This is a genomic window from Amycolatopsis sp. PSD-21, from assembly GCF_055561455.1.
This window is the reverse complement of the sequence record NZ_CM145712.1, coordinates 8,395,411-8,416,471: the sequence shown is the minus strand read 5'-3', so window position 1 is coordinate 8,416,471 and position 21,061 is coordinate 8,395,411. Positions and strand designations below refer to the sequence as shown.

At 70.3% G+C, this 21,061-nt stretch carries 23 protein-coding genes and 1 pseudogene; 17 read left to right on the top strand and 7 right to left on the bottom strand.

Annotated features, from left to right (window positions below; all coding sequences use genetic code 11):
- The first annotated feature begins 10 nt into the window (after positions 1-10).
- From ACZ1DY_RS39560 to ACZ1DY_RS39540, 5 genes are all read left to right on the top strand, one after another.
- The gene (locus ACZ1DY_RS39560) at positions 11-793 is read left to right on the top strand and encodes a DUF742 domain-containing protein (protein WP_125683850.1); all 783 of its coding nucleotides are present in this window, start codon (positions 11-13) and stop codon (positions 791-793) included.
- A complete protein-coding gene (locus tag ACZ1DY_RS39555; protein ID WP_007033392.1) occupies positions 774-1,382 on the top strand; it encodes a GTP-binding protein in 609 nt (202 codons plus the stop codon). The genes ACZ1DY_RS39560 and ACZ1DY_RS39555 overlap by 20 nt, the downstream gene beginning before the upstream one ends.
- Before the next feature lie 460 nt (positions 1,383-1,842).
- A complete protein-coding gene (locus ACZ1DY_RS39550) occupies positions 1,843-2,262 on the top strand; it encodes a roadblock/LC7 domain-containing protein (RefSeq protein ID WP_005156190.1) in 420 nt (139 codons plus the stop codon).
- A 3-nt stretch (positions 2,263-2,265) separates the two neighbouring features.
- Positions 2,266-2,868, top strand: coding sequence for a DUF742 domain-containing protein (locus ACZ1DY_RS39545; RefSeq protein WP_192743809.1), 603 nt, complete (start codon positions 2,266-2,268; stop codon positions 2,866-2,868).
- 418 nt (positions 2,869-3,286) lie between these two features.
- On the top strand, positions 3,287-3,619 hold the full coding sequence (locus ACZ1DY_RS39540; RefSeq protein WP_465482692.1) for a hypothetical protein: 333 nt from the start codon (positions 3,287-3,289) through the stop codon (positions 3,617-3,619).
- Between the two features lie 38 nt (positions 3,620-3,657).
- Here the strand turns inward: ACZ1DY_RS39540 and ACZ1DY_RS39535 are convergent, their stop codons facing one another.
- Positions 3,658-5,901, bottom strand: a complete 2,244-nt coding sequence (locus ACZ1DY_RS39535) for a helicase-associated domain-containing protein (RefSeq protein WP_465482691.1) — start codon at positions 5,899-5,901, stop codon at positions 3,658-3,660.
- Between the two features lie 92 nt (positions 5,902-5,993).
- On the opposite strand from ACZ1DY_RS39535, the gene ACZ1DY_RS39530 reads away from it, so the two are divergent.
- From ACZ1DY_RS39530 to ACZ1DY_RS39510, 5 genes and pseudogenes are all read left to right on the top strand, one after another.
- Complete coding sequence (locus ACZ1DY_RS39530) at positions 5,994-6,176, top strand: hypothetical protein (protein WP_007033389.1); 183 nt, start codon at positions 5,994-5,996, stop codon at positions 6,174-6,176.
- A gap of 217 nt (positions 6,177-6,393) precedes the next feature.
- Complete coding sequence (locus ACZ1DY_RS39525; protein WP_257484042.1) at positions 6,394-7,797, top strand: NAD-dependent malic enzyme; 1,404 nt, start codon at positions 6,394-6,396, stop codon at positions 7,795-7,797.
- Positions 7,798-7,946: 149 nt separating this feature from the next.
- Positions 7,947-9,494: an alpha/beta hydrolase gene (locus ACZ1DY_RS39520; RefSeq protein WP_126730405.1), complete on the top strand. Its 1,548-nt coding sequence runs from the start codon at positions 7,947-7,949 to the stop codon at positions 9,492-9,494.
- 17 nt (positions 9,495-9,511) lie between these two features.
- Complete coding sequence (gene moaC / locus ACZ1DY_RS39515; protein ID WP_465482690.1) at positions 9,512-9,982, top strand: cyclic pyranopterin monophosphate synthase MoaC; 471 nt, start codon at positions 9,512-9,514, stop codon at positions 9,980-9,982.
- A pseudogene (locus ACZ1DY_RS39510) lies at positions 9,979-10,895 on the top strand (molybdenum cofactor biosynthesis protein MoaE). Before moaC ends, ACZ1DY_RS39510 begins: the two are co-directional and overlap by 4 nt.
- A 124-nt stretch (positions 10,896-11,019) precedes the next feature.
- Here the strand turns inward: ACZ1DY_RS39510 and ACZ1DY_RS39505 are convergent.
- The 4 genes from ACZ1DY_RS39505 to moaA all read right to left on the bottom strand — a co-directional run bounded on the left by ACZ1DY_RS39505 (position 11,020) and on the right by moaA (position 14,479).
- Entirely contained in the window at positions 11,020-11,655 is a 636-nt protein-coding gene (locus ACZ1DY_RS39505; RefSeq protein WP_257484044.1) for a transglycosylase family protein, read from the bottom strand.
- Positions 11,656-12,111: 456 nt separating this feature from the next.
- Positions 12,112-12,963 (bottom strand): phosphatidylinositol-specific phospholipase C/glycerophosphodiester phosphodiesterase family protein, encoded by an 852-nt coding sequence (locus tag ACZ1DY_RS39500; RefSeq protein ID WP_465482689.1) that lies wholly within the window; start codon positions 12,961-12,963, stop codon positions 12,112-12,114.
- Between the two features lie 195 nt (positions 12,964-13,158).
- Entirely contained in the window at positions 13,159-13,413 is a 255-nt protein-coding gene (locus ACZ1DY_RS39495) for a MoaD/ThiS family protein (protein ID WP_185926969.1), read from the bottom strand.
- A 1-nt stretch (position 13,414) separates the two neighbouring features.
- Positions 13,415-14,479, bottom strand: coding sequence for a GTP 3',8-cyclase MoaA (gene moaA, locus ACZ1DY_RS39490; RefSeq protein WP_465482688.1), 1,065 nt, complete (start codon positions 14,477-14,479; stop codon positions 13,415-13,417).
- A 78-nt stretch (positions 14,480-14,557) separates the two neighbouring features.
- Here moaA and ACZ1DY_RS39485 point away from each other — a divergent pair, with 78 nt between their 5' ends.
- The 7 genes from ACZ1DY_RS39485 to ACZ1DY_RS39455 all read left to right on the top strand — a co-directional run bounded on the left by ACZ1DY_RS39485 (position 14,558) and on the right by ACZ1DY_RS39455 (position 19,769).
- Positions 14,558-15,022: a MarR family transcriptional regulator gene (locus ACZ1DY_RS39485; protein WP_257484046.1), complete on the top strand. Its 465-nt coding sequence runs from the start codon at positions 14,558-14,560 to the stop codon at positions 15,020-15,022.
- Between the two features lie 33 nt (positions 15,023-15,055).
- On the top strand, positions 15,056-15,460 hold the full coding sequence (locus ACZ1DY_RS39480; protein ID WP_126730413.1) for a TOBE domain-containing protein: 405 nt from the start codon (positions 15,056-15,058) through the stop codon (positions 15,458-15,460).
- Entirely contained in the window at positions 15,457-16,209 is a 753-nt protein-coding gene (gene modA / locus ACZ1DY_RS39475; RefSeq protein WP_465482687.1) for a molybdate ABC transporter substrate-binding protein, read from the top strand. The genes ACZ1DY_RS39480 and modA overlap by 4 nt, the downstream gene beginning before the upstream one ends.
- Before the next feature lie 73 nt (positions 16,210-16,282).
- Entirely contained in the window at positions 16,283-17,050 is a 768-nt protein-coding gene (locus tag ACZ1DY_RS39470) for an ABC transporter permease (protein WP_126730675.1), read from the top strand.
- Positions 17,047-18,111, top strand: a complete 1,065-nt coding sequence (locus ACZ1DY_RS39465; protein WP_465482686.1) for a sulfate/molybdate ABC transporter ATP-binding protein — start codon at positions 17,047-17,049, stop codon at positions 18,109-18,111. The genes ACZ1DY_RS39470 and ACZ1DY_RS39465 overlap by 4 nt, the downstream gene beginning before the upstream one ends.
- A gap of 10 nt (positions 18,112-18,121) precedes the next feature.
- The gene (locus tag ACZ1DY_RS39460; protein WP_034308369.1) at positions 18,122-18,916 is read left to right on the top strand and encodes an HAD-IIA family hydrolase; all 795 of its coding nucleotides are present in this window, start codon (positions 18,122-18,124) and stop codon (positions 18,914-18,916) included.
- A gap of 37 nt (positions 18,917-18,953) precedes the next feature.
- A complete protein-coding gene (locus tag ACZ1DY_RS39455; protein WP_465482685.1) occupies positions 18,954-19,769 on the top strand; it encodes a metallophosphoesterase family protein in 816 nt (271 codons plus the stop codon).
- 104 nt (positions 19,770-19,873) lie between these two features.
- On the opposite strand, the gene ACZ1DY_RS39450 is transcribed toward ACZ1DY_RS39455, so the two are convergent.
- Together ACZ1DY_RS39450 and ACZ1DY_RS39445 are read right to left on the bottom strand one after the other, a co-directional pair.
- Entirely contained in the window at positions 19,874-20,248 is a 375-nt protein-coding gene (locus ACZ1DY_RS39450; protein ID WP_126730420.1) for a YccF domain-containing protein, read from the bottom strand.
- Positions 20,248-21,018: a PhzF family phenazine biosynthesis protein gene (locus tag ACZ1DY_RS39445; RefSeq protein ID WP_465482684.1), complete on the bottom strand. Its 771-nt coding sequence runs from the start codon at positions 21,016-21,018 to the stop codon at positions 20,248-20,250. The genes ACZ1DY_RS39450 and ACZ1DY_RS39445 overlap by 1 nt, the downstream gene beginning before the upstream one ends.
- Positions 21,019-21,061 lie beyond the last annotated feature (43 nt).

The window sequence follows — 21,061 nt, the reverse complement described above, 5'->3', positions numbered from 1 at the left end:
GGAGAATGCCGTGGACGACGGGCGCTTGAGGGGCGATGGCCGGCTCGGTGACGACTTCTCCGGCGGGTGGTCGGAACGTGACGACGGCCGGGAGGACTGGACGTCCTTCCGGGACCGGGTCGACCGCGAATGGCGATCGCGGCGGGCACAGGGGTCGGACAACGACCCCGTGTCCCCGGACGAGGCCTCCCGCTGGCTGACCGATTCGAACGCGGGTCAGGGACCCGCCGATTTCAGCGTTTCGGACTACCGGGAACGCCTCCTCGGCGGCCCCGGGGCGGAACTGTTCGGTGGTGGCAGCGGTCCGCTCTACGACTCTGGCGAGTTCGCCAAGTTCTCCTTCGACAAGGAGGAGGAGCGCCGGGCGGCGGCCGCCGCCGACCCGCTCGCCGCGGCACTGCCGCAGCAGGCGCAGAACGAGTACGTCGACGAGCAGTACACCACCGACGTCGAATCCTCCGGCCTGGTCCGGCCGTACTTCCGCACGCGGGGACGGACCAAGCCGACGTACGACCTTGCCATCGAGGCGTTGATCTCGACCAGCGAACAGGGACGTGTGCTCGACCGGGTGCGCGTCCCCGAACACCGGTCGATCTGCGACCTTTGCCTGGACACCCGGTCCGTCGCCGAAGTCGCGGCGCTGCTGCGCCTGCCGCTCGGCGTGGTCCGGGTGCTGATCGGAGACGTGGCCGGCCTCGGTCTGGTCCTGGTGCACAGCGCCAGCCAGAACGTGGGTGACCGGCCGAGTATCGAGTTCATGGAGAGGGTGCTCAGTGGGCTTCGGAGAATTTGACTCCGACGCGAATGCGCCGCAGGTGACCGGACCGACTTCGTCGGCCAAGATCGTGGTCGCTGGCGGATTCGGCTCGGGGAAGACCACGCTGGTCGGAGCGGTTTCGGAGATCGATCCGCTGACCACCGAGGCCATGATGACCGAGGCCAGTACCGGCGTCGACGACAATTCGGCCACCCCGAACAAGTCGACGACGACCGTGGCCATGGACTTCGGCCGGATTTCGCTGGACTCGGACCTGGTGCTGTACGTGTTCGGTACGCCGGGGCAGCACCGGTTCTGGTTCATGTGGGACGACCTCGCGGTCGGCGCCATCGGTGCCGTCGTGCTGGTCGACACGCGGCGGCTCGCCGACGCGTTCCCCTCGATCGACTTCTTCGAGAACCGGAAGCTGCCGTACGTCGTGGCGATCAACTGCTTCGACCGGCTGCTGCACCACCAGATCGAGGACGTCCGGCACGCGCTGACGATCTCGCCGTCCGTGCCGATCATGGCCTGTGACGCCCGGGAGCGTGAGTCCGCCAAGCAGGTGTTGATCTCGGTCGTGCAGCACGCCATCGCACACGATTCGGCGTTGCGCGCGGGATAACGCGACACAAGAGGGTGCGCGGGGGTAGAAAGCGGTACGAAAGCCCGGAGCGGATGCGGCCGTTGGAGTGAACTCGGCAGGCTTCACCCGCTTCGGGGAGTGGCGTCACCGGCCGGACTGAACGCGGGGCGATCCCTTTCACGCGATCCGGCACCGGCCTCGCCCGATCGGGTGGCCAGGACGCCGATGACCTGCGCGGACACCGATTCACGCCTGGTCGCACCCGGCCACCACGGGGTGACCCACGAATGCGTGGTTCGCGATGGGTCGACGCGGTGAGCGGCTGGACGTTCACGTTCGGTTAGCGACGGCGGCCGGGTGGCGGGCTCGACACGATCGACGGGACGAATACGCTGGGTGGAGGCGTCTTCCGGCTCGGCGGCACCGAGATCGGTGCAGGTCGGCGTAAGACGCCCGGACCACGCCGCCCAGGTGGTCTTGACGCAGCGAGGAGGGACTTGTGACGGCATCCGGGCAGCAAAGCTCGTTCGGCTGGCTCATCACGGATTTCGCGCGCCGGGTTCCCGGCGCGGCGCACGCCGTGCTGGTCTCCGCGGACGGGCTTCTCCTCGCGCCGTCGGACGGATTGCCGCAGGAACGGGCCGAACAGCTGTCCGCGGTCGCCTCCGGGCTGATCAGCCTCACCGCCGGCGCGGCGCGCTGCTTCGACGCGGGCGGGGTCAACCAGACCGTCGTCGAGATGGAACGCGGGTACCTCTTCCTGATGTCGGTCGCCGACGGCTCGTCACTCGCCGTGCTGGCCGCGCCGACCTGCGACATCGGCACCGTGGCCTACGAGATGACCCTGCTCGTCGAGCGGGTCGGCCAGCAGATCACCCCCGAGCTGCGGGCGCAGCTGCAGGGCGGCGTCCGTGGGTGACCGATGAAGATCACCGGATTCACCGAACCGGAACCGTCCGGCTGGGACTCCCTCTACCAGGGCACCGAACGCGAGGCCTTCGACTCACCGAGCCGCTTCGAGCTGAGCTCGATCAGCACGGTCATGCCGCGGCGCCCGGCCGCGCCGCCGGAGCCGCCTCCCGCGCCTCCGTCGATGCCGTCTTCGATGCCTTCGCCGATCCGCCAGTCGCCGCCGCGTCCCGCGCCCGCCGACGTCGCCCCCGCCTCGGTCTACCTGCCGCCGGCTTCGGGCTCCCGGGTCCGGCCCTACACCCGCACCGGCGGGCGCACCCGCACCGCGCACGACCTGGCGCTGGAGGCGCTGGTTTCGACCAGTGAGGACGGCCGCCGGTACCGCGGCGTGCGGACTCCCGAGCACCGCCAGATCTGCGACCTCTGCCTGGACACCCGGTCGATCGCGGAGATCGCCGCGCATCTGCGGCTGCCGCTGGGCGTGGTGAAGGTGCTCGTGGGCGACATGGCGGACGCCGGGCTGGTGCTGATCCACCAGACCGAGCTGATCCTCGGCGACTCTTCCTCGCGCGCTTTCATGGAACGGGTGCTTCAGGGCCTTCGCGCCCTCTGACCCCCTCCTGCGTTCAGCCCTCTGAATGCGCTCGCGCAAGGCGCCTTCAAGCTGGCTACTTTGCGGTGATGTGTCAGCGCTTTCGGTAGCGGACCGTGCCGCTTCTCGATAGAACCACGGTCGTCCGTGAACGGGATCTCAGCGTGACGCCGGTCTTCTTGATCTGCGTTAACCTGGTCGAGGAGTAGCCGGTGGGGTACTGGAGAAAGCATCCTAGGAAGGATCTGGAAGCTGTTCTGGAGCACTTTCATCGGGCAGGATGGAGGGTCTTGGATCCGCCGACCTACTACACCGTCCGATGTCCTTGTGGGCGGCATCAGCGTTGGATCCACCTGACGCCGAGCGGTGCCAACTACGGAAAGAACGCGGTGTCCTGGCTGCTTCGTCAACCTTGCTACCAGATCGAAGGGGGTAACTGATGGGTGTGACGGTTCACGCGCATTGGGTGTTCATCGCCGACGGCGATGGTGATCTCTTCGGTTACTGCGACAAGGTGATGCGAGCGCTGCTCGAACAGGAACGCTGTCTCGACGGATTCGTGGACAGCGCGGTCTCCGCGGACGGCGGTCAAGCGGTCATGGAGATCGAGGCCGACGTTTCCGGCGAAGACCTCTCGCACGCGATCGCGAAGGCTCATGCCGCCGTCCGGTCCGCTCTGCATTCGGTCGGGATCGGGACACCGGATTGGCCGACACACGGCGAGGCCATGTCGATGGTGTTGAAGGACCTTCGCACGGAGCAGCTCGCGTAGCTGCCGCCGCGCATTCAGAGGACTGAATGCGGGAGGGGTCAGTCCTCCACCAGGGCCGCCGACGTGATCCGGTGCAGCGGGTAGCGCTCGTTGTCGGTCCCTTCGAGGACCCCGCCGCCGACCCGCAGCGGCCGCACCACCCGCTGGCTCGCCGTCCCGCGTGAGTCGACGAACCCGATCCACACCTCGCGCCGCTCGATGGTCGCCTGCGACAGCAGCGCCAGCGTCGCGGACGTGTCCCCGGCGCCGCCACCCTGCGGCGCGCGCACCGTCTCGCCCCGGCGGCGCGCCGAAGCGGCGTCACCGGCCCGGACGTGCGCGACGATCTTGCCGACCTGCTCGTCGGTCAGCCCGGCGGGCTCGCCAGGCGCGCGACGCGCGGCACGCGCCTTCGCGGGAAGGCGGCGTCCAGACGGCCTGATGTCCATGACGCGTCCGTCGGGCCCTTCGGCGGCCGGGGCGAACCCGGCGGCGCGGAGGGCGTCGAGGACTTCGGCGAGCGGGTACGCGCTGATGAGCACCGTCGGCGCGATCATCCGCAAGCCGTACTCGGTCGCGACGGGGCTCCCCATGACCTCGGCGAGCAGCGACGCGTCGTCGCAGCGCAGGAACGACTCGGCGGCCCCGCCGCGCAGCCGCCCGTGCCGCCGGGCGACGTCGTCGATCAGGTAACTCAGCGACTGGGGCACCGGCGTCGCCGACTTCGTCGAGAACAGCTGCTGCAGTTCGCCCGCGGTCCGCCCGGTGTCGAGCGCGCGTCGCACGGACGTCTCGGTGATCCGGTAGACGGTCGCGTGCCCGGAGGATTCGATGTCGGCGACGGCGGTCATCTCGGCCGCGAGTTCGGCCTCCAGTGGCCCGGGCGCGACCACGGTGAGGTCGGCCTGGACGAGGACGTGGTCCACCGGACGCGGCAGCGCGTCGATCATCGCCTCGACCGCCCCGGGCCGGTCCTCGGCCAGCAGCGCCCGCGTCGCCGTGGTGAGCCCGCCGAGCCCGATCAGGCCGAGCGCCGCCGCCTCGGCCATCGTCCAGCGCACGGTCTCGTCGCGCAGCCGCCCGCCCCGCCGCGGCGCGCGCCAGGCGAGCGCGGCGACCAGCTCGTCGGTGCTCTTCACCCCCGCGCCTTCGGGAAGCGCGGCCAGAGCGAGGAGGATCCGCCGCCGCGACGTGGGCGCCAGCGGACGGCGCAGGTCTTCCGAAAGCGGCGCGATCGGCTTGTCCTTCGCGTCCCGCCCGCCGGCGAGACCGGGCAGCCGGGGCAGTTCGAGCCAGGCCTGGGCGATCGTCATCCAGCGCTGCGCGGTCGGCGACGCGAGCCACGAATCCGTGAGCGTCGTCGGCACCCATTCCGGCGTGGTCGCTTCGCTGTCGGCCACCAGCCCGGCGCCGACCGCGATCTCCGCGAGCAGGGTCACCCGTGTCTCGTCGACGTCGAGATCCTTGGCGAGCTTCTTGAGCTCGCGGACCCCGAGCCCGCCGGACTTCAGCACCGGCGGCGGCGTCTCCGACCACGCGCGAAGCATGCTTTCGGTCTGGCGCAAGAACTCCATCGCCTCGCCTGCCGCCGTCGTGTCCACTGTGGACGCTTGATGCGGATGCGTGGGGAGCTCCGGTTCGCGCAGCGACGCCGGATCGAACACCGACCCGCCGCGCAACGCGATCCCGATCTCCCGCGGCAGCTCGACGGTCTGGTCGTCCCTGCGCAGCAGCAGCCCGCGCGCGAGCAGGCGCTGGACCGGGTTCTGCGCCCGCTCCAGCGTGACGTCGGCCGCCGCGTCACGGGTCCGGCCGATCGGCGGCCCGGCCGCCAGCGTCGTCAAGACGGCGCGCTCGTCCTCGCCGACCTCCGCGAGCGCGGCCTCGATATCCGTTCCGGCGAGCGAGGGTGACGACGACCCGAGCCCGGCCGGGAAGGGGCCGAGCGCGTCGCGGGCTGACGGCGGGACGCGCAGCGCGGCGTCCTCGCCCCAGACCAGTGCCCGTTTGCGCAACAGCGCCAGCGGCTCGCCGATCTCCTTGCCCACGAGCCGCGCGACCTCGGCCGCGGCGACGGGCTCGGTGTCCGCCCCGGCCAGCAGCAGGGCGTCGAGGACGGCGAGGGTGAAGGTGTCGAGGTCTTCGCAGGCACGCGCGACGGAGCCCGGCGTGCCGGCCCGGGTGGCGAGCACGATGGTGTCGGACGGGGGCGGCGTGGACAGGTCGCGACGCGTGCGCAGCAGTGCGGCGAGGGCGTCGTCGGACTCCTGGCGCAGCCAGTCCGCCAGGGATGGCGCGGGCATAGACGACCAGGATACCGGGCGGGTGATGGCCCGCCAGCCGCGTTCGGGCAGACTGTCCCGTGAGAACGCTTGACCATGCTCTGGAGGACGTTGTGGCGAAGGGCGATAACAAGAAGCGCGCGGGCATCGACCCCACGTGGCCCGGTGAAGACGGGGAGCACCCCGTCACCGAGCTCGCGTCCGACCGGCAGGGCGCGCTGTCCCCGTTCGGCGACGTGACCTTCCCGCTCGAGAGCGTGCCTTACGTGCACCCCGAGACCGAGATCAACCGGTAGGCGGCCCGCCGAACTCGGCACGCGTGTCGCGAAAGCCACTTTCGCGACGCCTGATGTCCCGAAAGTGGCTTTCGCGACACGGCCGCGCGGTCCGGCGCTCCACTTTCGACGGCCCGCGAGGTTACCGGTCAGTCACCCCTGCGAGGGTTCGTGGCGGTCGTCACGGGAGTAGGTTTTCGATCGACCTATTCGAGCGTTCCTCAGCGGGGGTAGTGCCATGCCGGTTCCCGGTCCCGGATATTCGATCACCGTCCGGGTGGAGGCCCCCGCGTCGTCCACCGCGGCGGGTGACCTGACGACGGCCGTCGGCCGGGTCGGCGGCGTGCTGACCGCGTTCGACGTCGTCGAGTCGCACCCCGACTCGATCGTCGTCGACATCAGCGCCAACGCCCTGTCGGAGAACCACGCGCAGGACATCACGCAGACCCTGGACTCGCTGCCCGGCGTCCGCGTGCGCAAGGTCTCCGACCGGACGTTCCTGATCCACCTCGGCGGCAAGATCGAGGTCAGCCCCAAGGTCGCGCTCCGCAACCGTGACGACCTCTCCCGCGCGTACACGCCGGGTGTCGCCCGCGTCTGCCAGGCGATCGCGGCGAACCCCGAGGACGCGCGCCGCCTGACCATCAAGCGCAACACCGTCGCGGTGCTCACCGACGGCTCCGCGGTGCTGGGGCTCGGCAACATCGGCCCGGCCGCCGCGCTGCCGGTGATGGAGGGCAAGGCGGCGCTGTTCAAGAAGTTCGCCGACGTCGACGCGTGGCCGGTCTGCCTGGACACCCAGGACACCGAAGAGATCATCATGATCGCGAAGGCGCTCGCGCCGGTCTACGCGGGCATCAACCTCGAAGACATCGCCGCGCCGCGCTGCTTCGAGATCGAGAAGCGCCTGCGTGAGCAGCTCGACATCCCGGTGTTCCACGACGACCAGCACGGCACCGCGATCGTCGTGGTCGCCGCGCTGCGCAACGCCCTGCGCGTGGTCGGGAAGAACATCGAAGACTGCAAGATCGTCGTCAGCGGCGTCGGCGCGGCGGGCTCGGCCATCATCCGCCTGCTGCTGCGCAAGAACCCGGGCGACATCGTGGCCGCCGACATCGACGGCATCGTGCACTCCGCGCGCGGCAACCTCGACGACAACCTGACCTGGATCGCCGGGCACACGAACAAGGAGCAGCAGGCGGGCACGCTGCACGAGGCGCTCGTCGGTGCCGACGTGTTCATCGGTGTCTCCGCGCCGAACCTGTTCGGGGCCGAGCAGGTCGCGACCATGAAGTCCGACGCCGTCGTGTTCGCGCTGGCCAACCCGGACCCGGAGATCGACCCGCTGGAGGCGCAGAAGCACGCCGCCGTGGTCGCCACCGGCCGCAGCGACTTCCCGAACCAGATCAACAACGTGCTCGCGTTCCCCGGCGTCTTCCGCGGGCTGCTCGACGCGCAGGCACACCACATCGACGACTCGATGCTGCTCGCGGCCGCCGACGCCATCGCGGACGTCGTGGACAACGGCAAGCTGAACGCTTCGTTCATCGTGCCGAGCGTGTTCGACAACGCCGTCGCCCCCGCGGTGGCGGACGCCGTGAAGAAGGCGGCGAAGGCCGCCAAGGTCGCTGCTCACGAGTAGGACGCGGTAGCAAAGGTCCCTTGCTCCATTCGGTGGGAGCGTCATCACTGAGGCCGATCCGGTGGCCGACTTCAGGGTGACGACTCCGCCGACGCCCCGCTCATAGGCTCGACTCCGACCAGGAAGTCGATCATGACGGGGGTTGGGGAATGAATCGCTCTGTCCTGAGCAGGATCGGGACACTCACGGCCGCGGCGGTCACCATGGCGGTACTCGTACCGGCCACGGCGTCCGCCGCGGTTCCGTCTGTCAGCTGGGGGCCGTGTCCGGAGGACGTGGCCGCGCCCGGCGTGCAGTGCGCCACCTTGAAGGTCCCGCTCGACTACCGGGACCCGGGTGGGAAGACGATCGACATCGCCGTTTCGAAGCTCGCCAGCACCAAGCCGGCGAAGCGGCGCGGGATCATGCTGACCAACCCGGGCGGCCCCGGCGGGCCAGGGCTGACCATGCCGGCCGGGCTGCGGTCGGCGGGTATGCCGTCGAGTGTGCTCGACGCGTACGACATCATCGGCTTCGATCCGCGCGGGATCGGGCACAGCACGCCGGTCACCTGCGATCTCAAGCCCGAGCAGCAGGTGAGCAACGTCCCGCCGTACGCGCGTGACGCCGCGGCGGTGGCTGAGCGCGCGAAGTACGTCGAGGGCATCGCCAAGCAGTGCGGGGCATCGGCGACCGCCGCGAACCTGCCGTACATCACCACGGCCAACACCGCCCGCGACATGGACCGCATCCGGGAAGCCCTCGGCGAGGAGAAGCTGTCGTACTACGGCGTTTCGTACGGCAGCTACCTGGGCGCCGTGTATTCGACGCTGTTCCCGCGGCAGACCGATCGCGTGGTGATCGACAGCGTGACCGGCCCCGGCGGGCTCGATCCGGTCACCTCGCGCCGCCTCGCGGAGGGGTTCGAGGACCGCTTCCCGGACTTCGCGAAGTGGGCGGCGGCGCGGCACGCGAGCTACGGGCTGGGCCGCACTCCGCAGCAGGTGACGGCGAAGTTCCACGAGCTCGTCGCCAAGCTCGACGGCGGCGCGGTCCCGGGGGTCGACGGCGCGGCGTTCCGCATGGGCACCTTCGGCGCGCTGTACGCGACCAGTTCCTTCCCGACGCTGGCGCAGCAGTGGCAGGCGCTCGACACCGAGGGCACCGTCGAGCAGACCGCCCAGGCCGCGCAGATCGACGTGGCGCAGCTGCTGTCCGGCCAGTTGCACGTGGTCTGCAACGACGCGAACTGGCCCGAGGACGTCGCGACCTACCAGCGCAACGTCGCGAAGGACCGGGTGAAGTACCCGATGTTCGGCGCCGCCGGAGCGAACATCTGGGCCTGCGCGTACTGGCCGTCCGAACCGATCGAGCCGCCGGTGCGGATCGGCGACCGGGGGCCGTCGAACATCCTGATGGTGCAGAACCTGCGTGACCCGGCGACGCCGCTGAGCGGGGCCAAGGAGATGCGCCGCGCGCTCGGTGACCGGGCGCGGATCGTGACCGTGGACGAGGGCGGGCACGGGGTCTGGTTGAGCGACGAGAACGCTTGCGGCAACAACGCCGTCAACCGGTTCTTCGTGGAAGGCAAGCGCCCCGCGCGCGACACGGCCTGCGCGGCGGACAAGGGCGGGCTCTTCGCTTCGATGACGCCGGAGCAGCGGCGGGAGCGGGAGAAGGCGCTCGACGAGGTTCGCTCGAAGCAGCGGATGTTCTGAGGACTAGCCTGCTGGGCGTGAGTGAACTCAGCCACGTCGACCATACGGGCGCCGCCCGTATGGTCGACGTTTCCGGCAAGACGCCCACCGCCCGCACCGCGCTGGCGGGCGGCACCGTGCACACCACGGCCGAGGTGCTCGGCCTGCTGGCGACGGAGGGGCTACCCAAGGGCGACGCCCTCGCGACCGCCCGGATCGCGGGCATCATGGGCGCGAAGAAGGTGCCGGAGCTGATCCCGCTCTGCCACCAGATCGCGTTGTCCGGCGTGAAGGTCGAGTTCGTCCTCGACGAGACCGCCGTGCACATCACCGCGACCGCGAAGACGAACGACCGGACCGGCGTCGAGATGGAGGCGCTGACCGCCGTCGCCGTCGCCGGGCTGACCCTGCACGACATGATCAAGGCCGTCGATCCCGCGGCGACCCTCGACGACGTCCGCCTGATCCGCAAGGACGGCGGCAAGACCGGGACCTGGGAGCGGCCGTGAAGCGGGTCGCGAGGGTGATCGTGGCGTCGAACCGCGCCGCGAAGGGTGTCTACGAGGACACCACGGGCCCGGTCATCACGGACTGGCTGGCCGCACGGGGCTGGGACGTTCCGGCGCCCGTGGTCGTCGAAGACGGGGAGCCGGTCGGCGAAGCCCTGCGAGACGCCGTCGCGGCCGGGGTCCAGGTGATCGTGACGACCGGCGGCACCGGCATCTCGCCGACGGACCGCACCCCGGACGTCACGCGCGCCGTCCTCGACTACGAGCTCCCCGGCGTCGCGGACGCGATCCGCGCCGCCGGGCTGCCCAAGGTGCCCACGGCCGTGCTCTCGCGCGGGGTCGCCGGCGTCGCGGGCCGGACCCTCGTGGTGAACCTGCCGGGCTCACGCGGCGGGGTGAAGGACGGCCTCGGCGTCCTGGACGGGATCCTCGACCACGCCGTCGACCAGCTGGCGGGCGGCGACCACCCACGGGAGGTACAGCAGTGAGCGTTCGGGTCGCACGGATCGCGGTGGTCGACGAGCCGCTTTCGGTCGAAGAACACGCCCGCCTGGTGGACGACGTGGCCGCGGGCGCCGTCGTCACCTTCGGCGGGGTCGTGCGGGACCACGATGGCGGTCGGTCGGTGGACCGGCTCGCCTACGAAGGACACCCCAGCGCCGCCGACGTGCTCGCGGAGGTCGTCGCGGACCTCTCGGGCAAGTGGGAGGGCGTGCGGGCGGTCGCCGTGAGCCACCGGCTGGGCGCGCTGGCCATCGGTGACGTCGCGCTGGCTTGCGCCGTGGCGGCCGAGCACCGGGGGCAGGCGTTCGCCGCCTGCTCGGAGCTGGTCGACGAGGTCAAGGCGCGGCTGCCGGTGTGGAAGCACCAGCACTTCAGCGACGGCAGCGACGAATGGGTCAACTCGCCGTAGGGCGCTTCGGCCCGGGCACGACAAAGCCCCACCGCCGGGGGAATGGCGCGGTGGGGCTTTGTCAGTCGTGACGTGGCCGCGCGGGGAATCCCGCGGGCATCACGACTTACCGGTGCTCAAGAGCTCACTTGGTGGCGAGCTTCTGGCCGACGACGATGAAGTCGGCGTTGGGCACGTATTCCTTGTTCAGCTCCTGCAGCTTCTGGAAGCCGCCCTGGACGTTGAACTTGGAGGCGATCTTGGACAGCGTGTCGCCGGCCACGACGGTGTAGTCACCCGCCGGGTTGGAGTTCGCGACATTCGCGACGGCCGGGGCCGGGGCCTGCTGCTTCTGGACCGGCGCGGTCGACTTCTTCGGGGTCACCTTCTTGGTGGCCTTCGGGGCGCTCGACTTGGCCTTGGCGGGGCTGGCGGAGCCGCCCTTCTTGCCACAGTGCGGCCACGCGCCGATGCCCTGGCCCTGGAGGACCCGCTCGGCGACGGCGATCTGCTGCTCACGCGACGCGGTGTGCGCGCTGCCGGTGCCACCGTAGGCGCGCCAGGTGCTCGGCGAGAACTGCAGACCACCGTAGTAACCGTTGCCGGTGTTGGTGCTCCAGTTGCCGCTGCTCTCGCACTGCGCGATGGCGTCCCAGTTGGTCGCCGACGCGGGGGTCGCGGCGATTGCGAGGGGAGCGCCGACCGCGACACCCGCAATGGCGACGCGGGCGATGTGACGGGTGGCGGCGGACATCTTGCGGTGCTTGCCTCGGTAAGACATGTGAATGAATCTCGCTCCCTGCGCCTACGAGCCTGTGCTGAGGGAAAGACCCGTGGGTCCTGGCCGGCCGTCTCAGGCCGGCTGACTTCGCCTGACGCACGACGCGTCGGCTCGGTCCCCTCGTCCCTGTCCGGAAATGCTTTCGCTCGGGGTTGGGTCCGGGAATCCGTTGGACAGGGCTCGGCGCTACGGGTTCCCGGTGTTGCGTGGTCGGTCGGGGCCAACCGAAAAGCGACGGTACGTAACGAACGGCCTGATCGGAAATTATTCGAGCTGTGACCTACATCACAGTAACAGCACGCAACCCATAACGATTCGGCTGTTTATGCAGGTCAGCGGGCCGTTATCTGGCCGTTTCCTGACCGAGATAATTCACGGATCGTGAGGCTTGCATCACGTGGATTAAGGGGTGACTGGCCCATTCGTGCGCCTTCGCGCGCGAATGGGCCGCGCACTTTAGCGAGACCTCAAGAAGTTCGCCAGCCCTGGCAGGTCATCCGTATTCAGGTGGTCGACCCCGGCGGTGACCAGCTCTTTCCACAACGCGTCACGTCCTGGCCCGGCGGTGTCCGGCGTGGCCCAGAAGCGCACGCGCTGACCCGCCGCGTGGGCCCGCTTGACCAGATCGTGCAGTTTCGCCCGCTCGTCGGCGGGGAAGGGGCCCTCACCGGTCCAGGTGAAAAGGCTGCTCCAGGAGTCCGAGACCAGCGGGGTGACCCGGGGGTCCGAGCCGATGCCGAGGTCGTTCTGGTCCCTGATCCGGCCGTCGTAGAAGGCGAGCCGGAACTTCTGCCCGAGCATCACGTCCTTGGGGCGCCCGCCGGAGATCACCGCGGTGACGGCCCGCTTCTTGACGTGTCCGAACGCGTACAGAGAGAAAAGGAAGGAGTAGCGCGGGTCGTACAGACGCTTCTCGAGAGCCGCGTAGGTGCTGTTCGCGTCACCCTTGACGTCGATCAGCAGCTGGAACTCCGCCCGCTGCCGGTAGACGCCGACCCCGTGGTTGGCCAGGACACGCCGGCGCAGCGGCTCCAGGTAGAGCGACTCGAGGGTGCGGTCCGGGCGGGTGTCCGCGAGGTCGTGGGCGACCAGGAGCTGCCCGTCCACCAGGAAGATGTCGGCTTCGACACTGGTGAAGCCCTGATCGAGCGCGTCGTGCAGCGGACGCGTGTGCTCGTAGTCGTTGTGGCTGTGCGCCTGCGGCAGCGGCCGGACGCCGCGTTCGTGGGCGGACGCCGGAGCGGTCGCGAGGCTCGTGGCGGCGACCGCGGCGAGCAGTGCGGCGAGGATACGGCGGGGAGTGATCACTGGCGCATCCTCGGCTGCTTCGGCGACCGGACGGTGAACTCGAGTGGGCGAGCAAGGGACCTTTGCTACCACTTTCGCCGTTCGCGCAGGTCAGCGGCGGTCGGCGGGCGGCCAGTGTGTCGCGAAAGCCACTTTCGAGACGTCAGGTGTCCCGAAAGTGGCTTTCGCGACACGCCCTGGCGGCGAGACGGCAGGTCAGCCGCCGGCGAACGGGGGCAGGACGTCCAGTTCGGCGCCCTCGGTCAGCGGCCGCGTGAGATCCCGCACCGCGACGCCGTCCAGCAGGTACGAGACCGCGTCGAGCAGCTTCGCCAGCTTCTCCGGGTGGAGTTCGCGCAGGCGGGCGACGGCGTCGGCGACGCGGGCGCCGTCCGGCAGGGTCACCTTCTCCTCGTCGAGGCCGGTGGCCGCGCGGGCCGAGGCGAAGTACCGCACCACGATGGTCACCATGTCAGCCGCCGATCGCGCTCATCGGCCGGATCGGCTGCGCGAACCCGGCCTCGTTGATCTCGTGCCCGGCGAGTTTGCCCCACATGGTCGCCCGCCAGGCGTCCGCCACCTCTTCTTCGCGCGCGCCCGCGCGCACGAGGGCGCGCAGGTCGGTCTCGTCGTTGCTGAACAGGCACGAGCGCACCGCGCCGTCCGCGGTCAGCCGGGTCCGCTCGCAGGCGCCGCAGAAGGGACGGGTCACCGACGCGATCACGCCGACGTCGCCCGGCCCGCCGTCGACCAGCCAGCGTTCGGCGGGCGCCCCGCCACGCGCGGCGGGGAACGGCGACAGCGTGAACTCCTCGCCGAGCATGCCGAGGATCTCCTCGGCGGTGATCATGTCGGCGCGGTTCCAGCCGTGCTGCGCGTCCAGCGGCATCTGCTCGATGAAGCGCAGGTGGTAGCCCTCGGCGAGGCAGAACCGCAGCAGCGGCACGGCCTGGTCCTCGTTCAGCCCGCGCATCAGCACCGCGTTGACCTTCACCGGGTCCAGCCCGGCCTCCCGCGCCGCGGCCATGCCGGCGAGCACGTGCGAAAGCCGATCGCGACGCGTGATCTTCTCGAACAGCGCGCGGTCGACGGTGTCCAGTGAGACGTTGATCCGGTCCAGCCCGGCGTCGGCGAGCGACTTCGCGCGCTTCGCGAGCCCGATCCCGTTGGTGGTCATGGAAAGCCGCGGCCGCGGTTCGAGCGCGGCGACCCGCTCGACGATCTTCTCCAGCCCTTGGCGCAGCAGCGGTTCGCCGCCGGTGAGCCGGATGTCGGTGATTCCGAGCCGTTCGACGGCGATCCGCAGCAGGAGCACGAGCTCGTCGTCGGTCAGCACGTCCGCGCTCGGCATCCACTCGAGCCCTTCGGCGGGCATGCAGTAGGTGCAGCGCAGATTGCACTTGTCGGTGAGCGACACCCGCAGGTCGGTCGCCACGCGGCCGAAGGTGTCGATCAGAGCGGGGTTGTCCGGCCTGGGCACGCTGGGGCGACCGCGTGTACCGGGGACACGGGGAAACCCGAGATCGACTGCTGTCATTGACACCAGACTAACCCCGAAGCGGGCGAAAACCGACTGTCTAGAATTCCACGGGCACCGAATCTGAAGGGTTTCCGGATGGCGAAATACCCGCTCCCGGCGGAGGAATTGGCCCGGTTCGCCCATCTCGGCAGGGAAAGCAGCACCCTGACCGTTCTCCGGCACGCGCGTATCGCCGAGCGGATGGGCCTGTCGGCCACCGATCACAAGGTGCTCGAACTGGCGGGCCAGGCGCCGGGACCGTTGACAGCGGGCAGGATCGCCGAGCTGACCGGACTGTCGACGGGCGCTGTGACCGGCGTCATGGACAGGCTCGAGAAGGCCGGTCTCGCCCGCCGCGTCCGCGACACCGCCGACCGCCGGAAGGTCCTGATCGAGGTCGTCCCCGGCGCCATGGAACGGCACGCGCCGCTCTTCGAATCCGCGTACACGAACCTGAAGACGGTGCTCGAACAGTTCTCTCCCGAAGAACGGAAAGTGCTGGAGCGGTTCCAGAGCGCGGTGCTCGACGGGCTCCGCGACGAACTCACCGGTGACGCGTAGCTTTTCCGCATCTGCGGAAGTAATCTTCCGGGCATGCCGCAATTCCGGTTGTCCGAGGCCGCTCGTCTGCTCGGTGTCAGTGACGACACCGTCCGCCGCTGGGTGCGCGCCGGCCAGTTGACCGCGTTCGACGACTCGGCGGGCCGCAAGGTCGTCGACGGCGCCGAGCTCGCCGCGTTCGCCAAGGCGCAGGCCGAACAGCCGGAGGACCCGTCGGGCGTCGGCCGCTCCGCGCGGAACCGGTTCGTCGGGCTCGTCACCGAGGTGATCACGGACAAGGTGATGGCACAGGTCGAGCTGCAGTGCGGCCCGCATCGCGTGGTCTCCCTGATGAGCGCCGAGGCCGTCCGCGAACTCGGGCTGCGGCCCGGGGTGCTCGCGGTCGCCGTCGTCAAGGCGACCACCGTCGTGATCGAAACCCCGGAAGGAAGCCGATGAGGAAGCTCGTGCCCGTCCTGGCCGCGCTGGCGCTGGCCGCGACGGCCTGCGGATCCGGGGAGACGGCCGCGGAGGCCAAGACGCTCACCGTGTTCGCGGCCGCGTCGCTGACCGAGTCGTTCGGGGCGCTGGGCAAGCGGTTCGAGGCGCAGAACTCCGGGGTGTCCGTGAAGTTCAGCTTCGAGGGCTCGTCGGCGCTGGTCCAGAAGCTGACCCAAGGCGCGAAAGCGGACGTCTTCGCTTCCGCCGACAAGACCAATATGGACAAGGCCGCCAAGGCGGAGCTGCTCGGCGGGCAGCCGTCGGTCTTCGCCACCAACCGGCTCGCCATCGCGGTCGGCAAGGGCAACCCCAAGGGCATCAAGGGGCTGGCCGATCTCGCGAAGGACGGGCTGACCGTCGTCGTCTGCGCGCCGCAGGTGCCGTGCGGGTCCGCGGCGAAGAAGGTCCAGCAGTCGGCCGGGGTCACGCTCAAGCCGGCGAGCGAGGAGCAGGACGTCAAGTCGGTGCTCGCGAAGGTGCGTTCGGGTGACGCCGACGCCGGGCTCGTCTACGTCACCGATGCCACCTCGGCGTCCGCCGACGTGGACAAAGTGGACTTCCCGGAGGCCGCGGGCGCGATCAACGACTACCCGATCGCGGTGCTGAAGGACGCTCCGCAGGCTCAGCTCGCCGGCCTGTTCAGGGACTTCGTCCTCGGCCCGGAGGGTAAGGCCGAACTCGCGAAGGCCGGTTTTGGCACGCCCTGACCCCGCGTTTCGTCCTCTGGATGCGGTGGATGCGCGCGCAAGAGGACGAAACGCGGGAGCCGGGGTGCCGTGGGTGCTGTGGCCGCCGGCGATCTGCGCGCTGGCGCTGGTGGTGCTGCCGGTCGTCGGGCTGCTGGTGCGTTCGGACCTGACCCGCTTCCCGAGCCTCATCGCCTCGCCGTCGTCGCTGAACGCGCTCAAGCTCTCGCTGCTCACCGCCGGACTGTCCACTGTGGCCTGTGTGCTGCTCGGTGTCCCGCTCGCCGTGGTGCTCGCGCGGTCGAGGGCGCGCGGGGTCCGGGTGCTGCGCGCGGTGGTGCTGCTGCCGCTCGTCCTGCCGCCGGTGGTCGGCGGCCTGGCGTTGCTGTACTTGTTGGGCCGCAAGGGTTTCCTCGGCATCCTGGTGACCACCCTGACCGGCGAGCAGGTGCCGTTCACGACGGCGGCCGTAGTCATCGCGCAGACGTTCGTCGCGATGCCGTTCCTGGTGGTCAGCCTCGAAGGAGCCCTCCGGGGGGCCGGTGACCGGTACGAACGGGTCGCCGCGACGCTGGGCGCCAAGCCGTGGACGGTGTTCCGCCGGGTCACGTTGCCGCTGCTGCTGCCCGCGCTCGGCTCGGGCATCGTGCTCAGCTTCGCGCGGGCGCTGGGCGAGTTCGGCGCGACGATCACCTTCGCCGGAAGCCTCGAAGGGGTGACCAGGACCCTGCCGCTGGAGGTCTACACCCAGGCCGAGGTCGACGTCGACAGCGCGGTGGCGCTCGCGTTGCTGCTCATCCTGGTCGCCGTCGCGGTCATCGCGCTCGCCCGGCCACGCGCGCTCGAAGGAGTCCGGTCGTGACCCTTTCGGCCGAGCTCGCCCTCCGGCGCGGCGAGTTCACCTTGGACGTCGGCTTCGAGGTTCCCGACGGCGGTGTGCTCGCGCTGCTCGGCCCGAACGGGTCGGGGAAGTCCAGTGTGCTCGGCTGTCTCGCCGGTCTTCTCCGGCCCGGCCGGGCACGGATCACGCTCGGCGGGCGCGACCTGGCCTGCCTGCCGCCGCACGCACGCGGTATCGGCCTGCTCTCCCAGGACGCCTTGCTCTTCCCGCATCTGTCCGCTTTGGACAACGTCGCCTTCGCTCCGCGCTCGACCGGCGCCGGCCGCGCCGAGGCGAAGAAGCGCGCGCGGGAGTGGCTGGCCGAAGTGGACGCCCTCGAACTGGCCGGGCGACGGCCCGCGCAGCTCTCCGGCGGGCAGGCGCAGCGCGTCGCGGTCGCGCGGGCGCTGGCCGCCGAGCCGGGGCTCCTGCTGCTCGACGAGCCCTTCGCCGCGCTGGACGTCGATGCGGCGCCCGCCATCCGGGGGCTGCTCCGGCGGATCCTGCGGGCCGGGCCGCCGACCGTGCTGGTCACTCACGACCCGCTCGACGCGCTGGCGCTGGCCGACCACGTCGCCGTCCTCGACGGTGGCCGGATCGTCGAACGCGGCGAGACCCGCAAGGTCCTCTCCGCCCCGCGCACGGCGTTCACCGCGCGGATCGCCGGGCTGAACCTGGTGCCGGGCGTCGCCGCCGAAGGTGGTTTGCGCACGTCAGGCGGGCAGTTGGCCGGAATTCCGGCCGAGGACGTCGTCGAGGGCGAAGCGGCCGTCGCCGTCTTCGCGCCCAGCGCCGTCGCGGTGTACCTGCGGGACGGCGAGCACCGGGGCAGCCCCCGCAACACCGTCGAGGGAATCGTCGACGCGCTCGAACCACACGGTCCGGTGATCCGCGTCCGGGCCCGCGGCGACGGTTGGGCGGCGGGCCTCGCCGCCGACCTCACCCCGGCCGCGGTCGCCGAGCTGGCGCTCGAACCCGGCACACCGGTCAATCTTTCGGTCAAGGCGGCGTCCGTGGCTGTTCACGCCGTCTCGGATCATTAGGGTGGGCGGTATGAACGAGCGCCGTTGGACATACCTCAGCGACATGGATGGCGTGCTGGTCCAGGAGGAGCACCTCGTACCCGGCGCGGACGAGTTCCTCAAGGAGCTGCGCGCCAACGACATCGGCTTCCTGGTGCTGACCAACAACTCGATCTACACCCCGCGCGACCTGCGGGCGAGGCTCGAGCGGACCGGTCTCGACATCCCCGAGGAGGCCATCTGGACCTCCGCGCTGGCGACCGCGAAGTTCCTCGCGTCGCAGCGGCCGAACGGCTCGGCGTTCGTGATCGGCGAGGCCGGGCTCACCACGGCGCTGCACGAGGTCGGCTACGTGCTGACGGAACGCGACCCGGACTACGTGGTCCTCGGCGAGACCCGCACGTACAGCTTCAGCGCGATAACCCGCGCGATCAGGCTCATCGAGGGCGGCGCCAAGTTCATCGCCACCAACCCCGACGCCACCGGCCCGAGCATGGAGGGCTCGATGCCCGCCACCGGTTCGGTCGCGGCGCTGATCGAGAAGGCGACCGGCCGCTCGCCGTACTACGTCGGCAAGCCGAACCCGCTGATGATGCGCTCGGCGCTGCGGCGGCTCGGCGCGCATTCGGAGTCGACGCTGATGATCGGCGACCGGATGGACACCGACGTCCACTCGGGAATCGAGGCCGGTTTGCAGACGATCCTGGTGCTCACCGGCATCTCCACGCGGGAAAGCGCCGAGCACTACCCGTACCGGCCGACCAAGATCATCGACTCGATCGCCGATCTGGTCGGGCGCACCGGCGACCCGTTCGGCGAAGGCTGAGCGGCACGGTCGCATGGGGAGGGCTTATCGTCAGACGATGCACGACGATCAGCCCGCGTCCCCGACCTATGTGGTCGGTGACGTGCACGGACACCGGGACGAGCTGGCCGAAGCGCTCCGGGAGAAGGGGCTGATCGACTCCGACGACGACTGGTCGGGCGGGGAAGCGACGCTCTGGTTCCTCGGCGACTTCGTCGACCGGGGGCCCGACGGCGTCGGCGTCATCGACCTGGTGATGCGGCTGGAACGGCAGGCCGCCACCGCGGGCGGGCGCTGCGGGACGCTGCTGGGCAACCACGAGATCCTGCTGCTCGGGATGTACCACTTCGGCGACACCGAGGTGCCGTCCGATTTCGGGCCACGCAGCTTCGCCCGCAGCTGGGAGATCAACGGCGGCCTGCTCGAAGACCAGGACAGGCTCACTCCGCAGCATATCGAGTGGTTGAGCTCCCGCCCGATGCTGACGCTGGCCGCGGACCACCTGCTGATGCATTCGGACACGCTCGAGTACCTCGGCTGGGGCGAGGACATCGACGAGATCAACACTCGTGGCCGCGAGATCCTCGAAGGCAGCGACATCCAGGCCTGGTGGGACGTGTGGCGGCGGATGACCACGCGGTACGCCTTCCGCGGCCCGGACGGCGCCGACGTCGCGCGGCAGCTCATGGACCGGCTCGGCGGCGAACGCATCGTGCACGGGCACAGCGTCATCGCCGACCAGCTCGGGATCCATCCCGCGCAGATCGAGGGGCCGTACCTCTACGCGGGCGGCAAGGCGCTCGGGATCGACGGCGGGTTGTTCGTCGGCGGCCCGTGCCTCATCGTGCCGCTGCCCTGGGAACCCGAGGACTGACGCGCCGGGCGCGTTGTTGACCCAAGTACGTGAAGGCCCCCTTCACTGCGCTAGACGCAATGAAGGGGGCCTTCACGTACTGCAGGGACGAGACCGGCGCCCCCTCACGGGAGCTCCACGATCTCCTTGCCCAGCGGCATCAGCGAGACCGGGATCATCTTGAAGTTCGCCACGCCCAGCGGGATCCCGATGATCGTGACGCACAGCGCGACCCCGGTCAGCACGTGGCCGATCGAGAGCCAGAGCCCGGCGAAGACGAACCAGATGACGTTGCCGATCGTCGACGCCGCCCCGGCGTCGCGCCGGTCCACCACCGTGCGGCCGAACGGCCAGAGCGCGTACGCCGCGATCCGGAACGACGCCAGCCCGAACGGGATGGTGACGATCAGGATGCAGCAGATGACGCCGGCGACGACGTAGCCGAGTGCCATCCACAGGCCGCACAGCACGAGCCAGATGACGTTCAGGATCAGGCGCATCAGACGTGCAACTCCCCGCTGGCCACGGTGACCGCCTGCCCCGAGAGCAGGATCCGGTCGCCTTCGAGGTTCATCCGCACGATGCCGCCGCGGGCCGAGGCCTGCTCGCCGACGAGCTCGTCCCGGCCGAGGCGGGCGGCCCAGTACGGCGCGAGGACGCAGTGCGCGGAGCCGGTGACCGGGTCTTCGTCGATGCCGACGCCCGGCGCGAAGAACCGGGTGACGAAGTCGATCCCGGCCACGTCACCCGGCGCGGTGACCATCAGCCGTCCGTTCCAGTGCGCGCGCAACGCGGCGAGGTCCGGGGCGAGGGAGCGCACCACGGACGCGTCGTCGACCACCGCGAACAGGTTGTGCTTGCTGCGCCCGACGTACTCGAACTCCAGGCCCGGCAGGATCGACGACAGATCGTCGTCCGACTCGCGGGGCGGATCCGACGGGAAGTCCATCGACACCCAGCCGTCTTCGGCGCGGCAGCGCAACTCGCCGCTCTTCGTCGTGAAGGTCTGTTCGCCGCCGAGGACGTGCGTGGTCGCCAGCGTCGCGTGCCCGCACAGGTCGACTTCGGTCTCCGGCGTGAACCAGCGAAGCGACTTCGGGCCTTCACTGTCGACACTGTCGACCTCGACGAAGGCCGTCTCGGCGTGCTTCAGCTCGGCGGCGACGGACTGCATCCAGCCCGCGTCGCCCGGCGCGTCCAGCAGCACCACGCCGGCGGAGTTACCGGCGAAGGCCTCGGAGGTGAAAGCGTCGACGATGTAGAGGCGCATGCCTCCGACGATATCGGCCGCCGCAGGACCCGGCCTCCGGGTT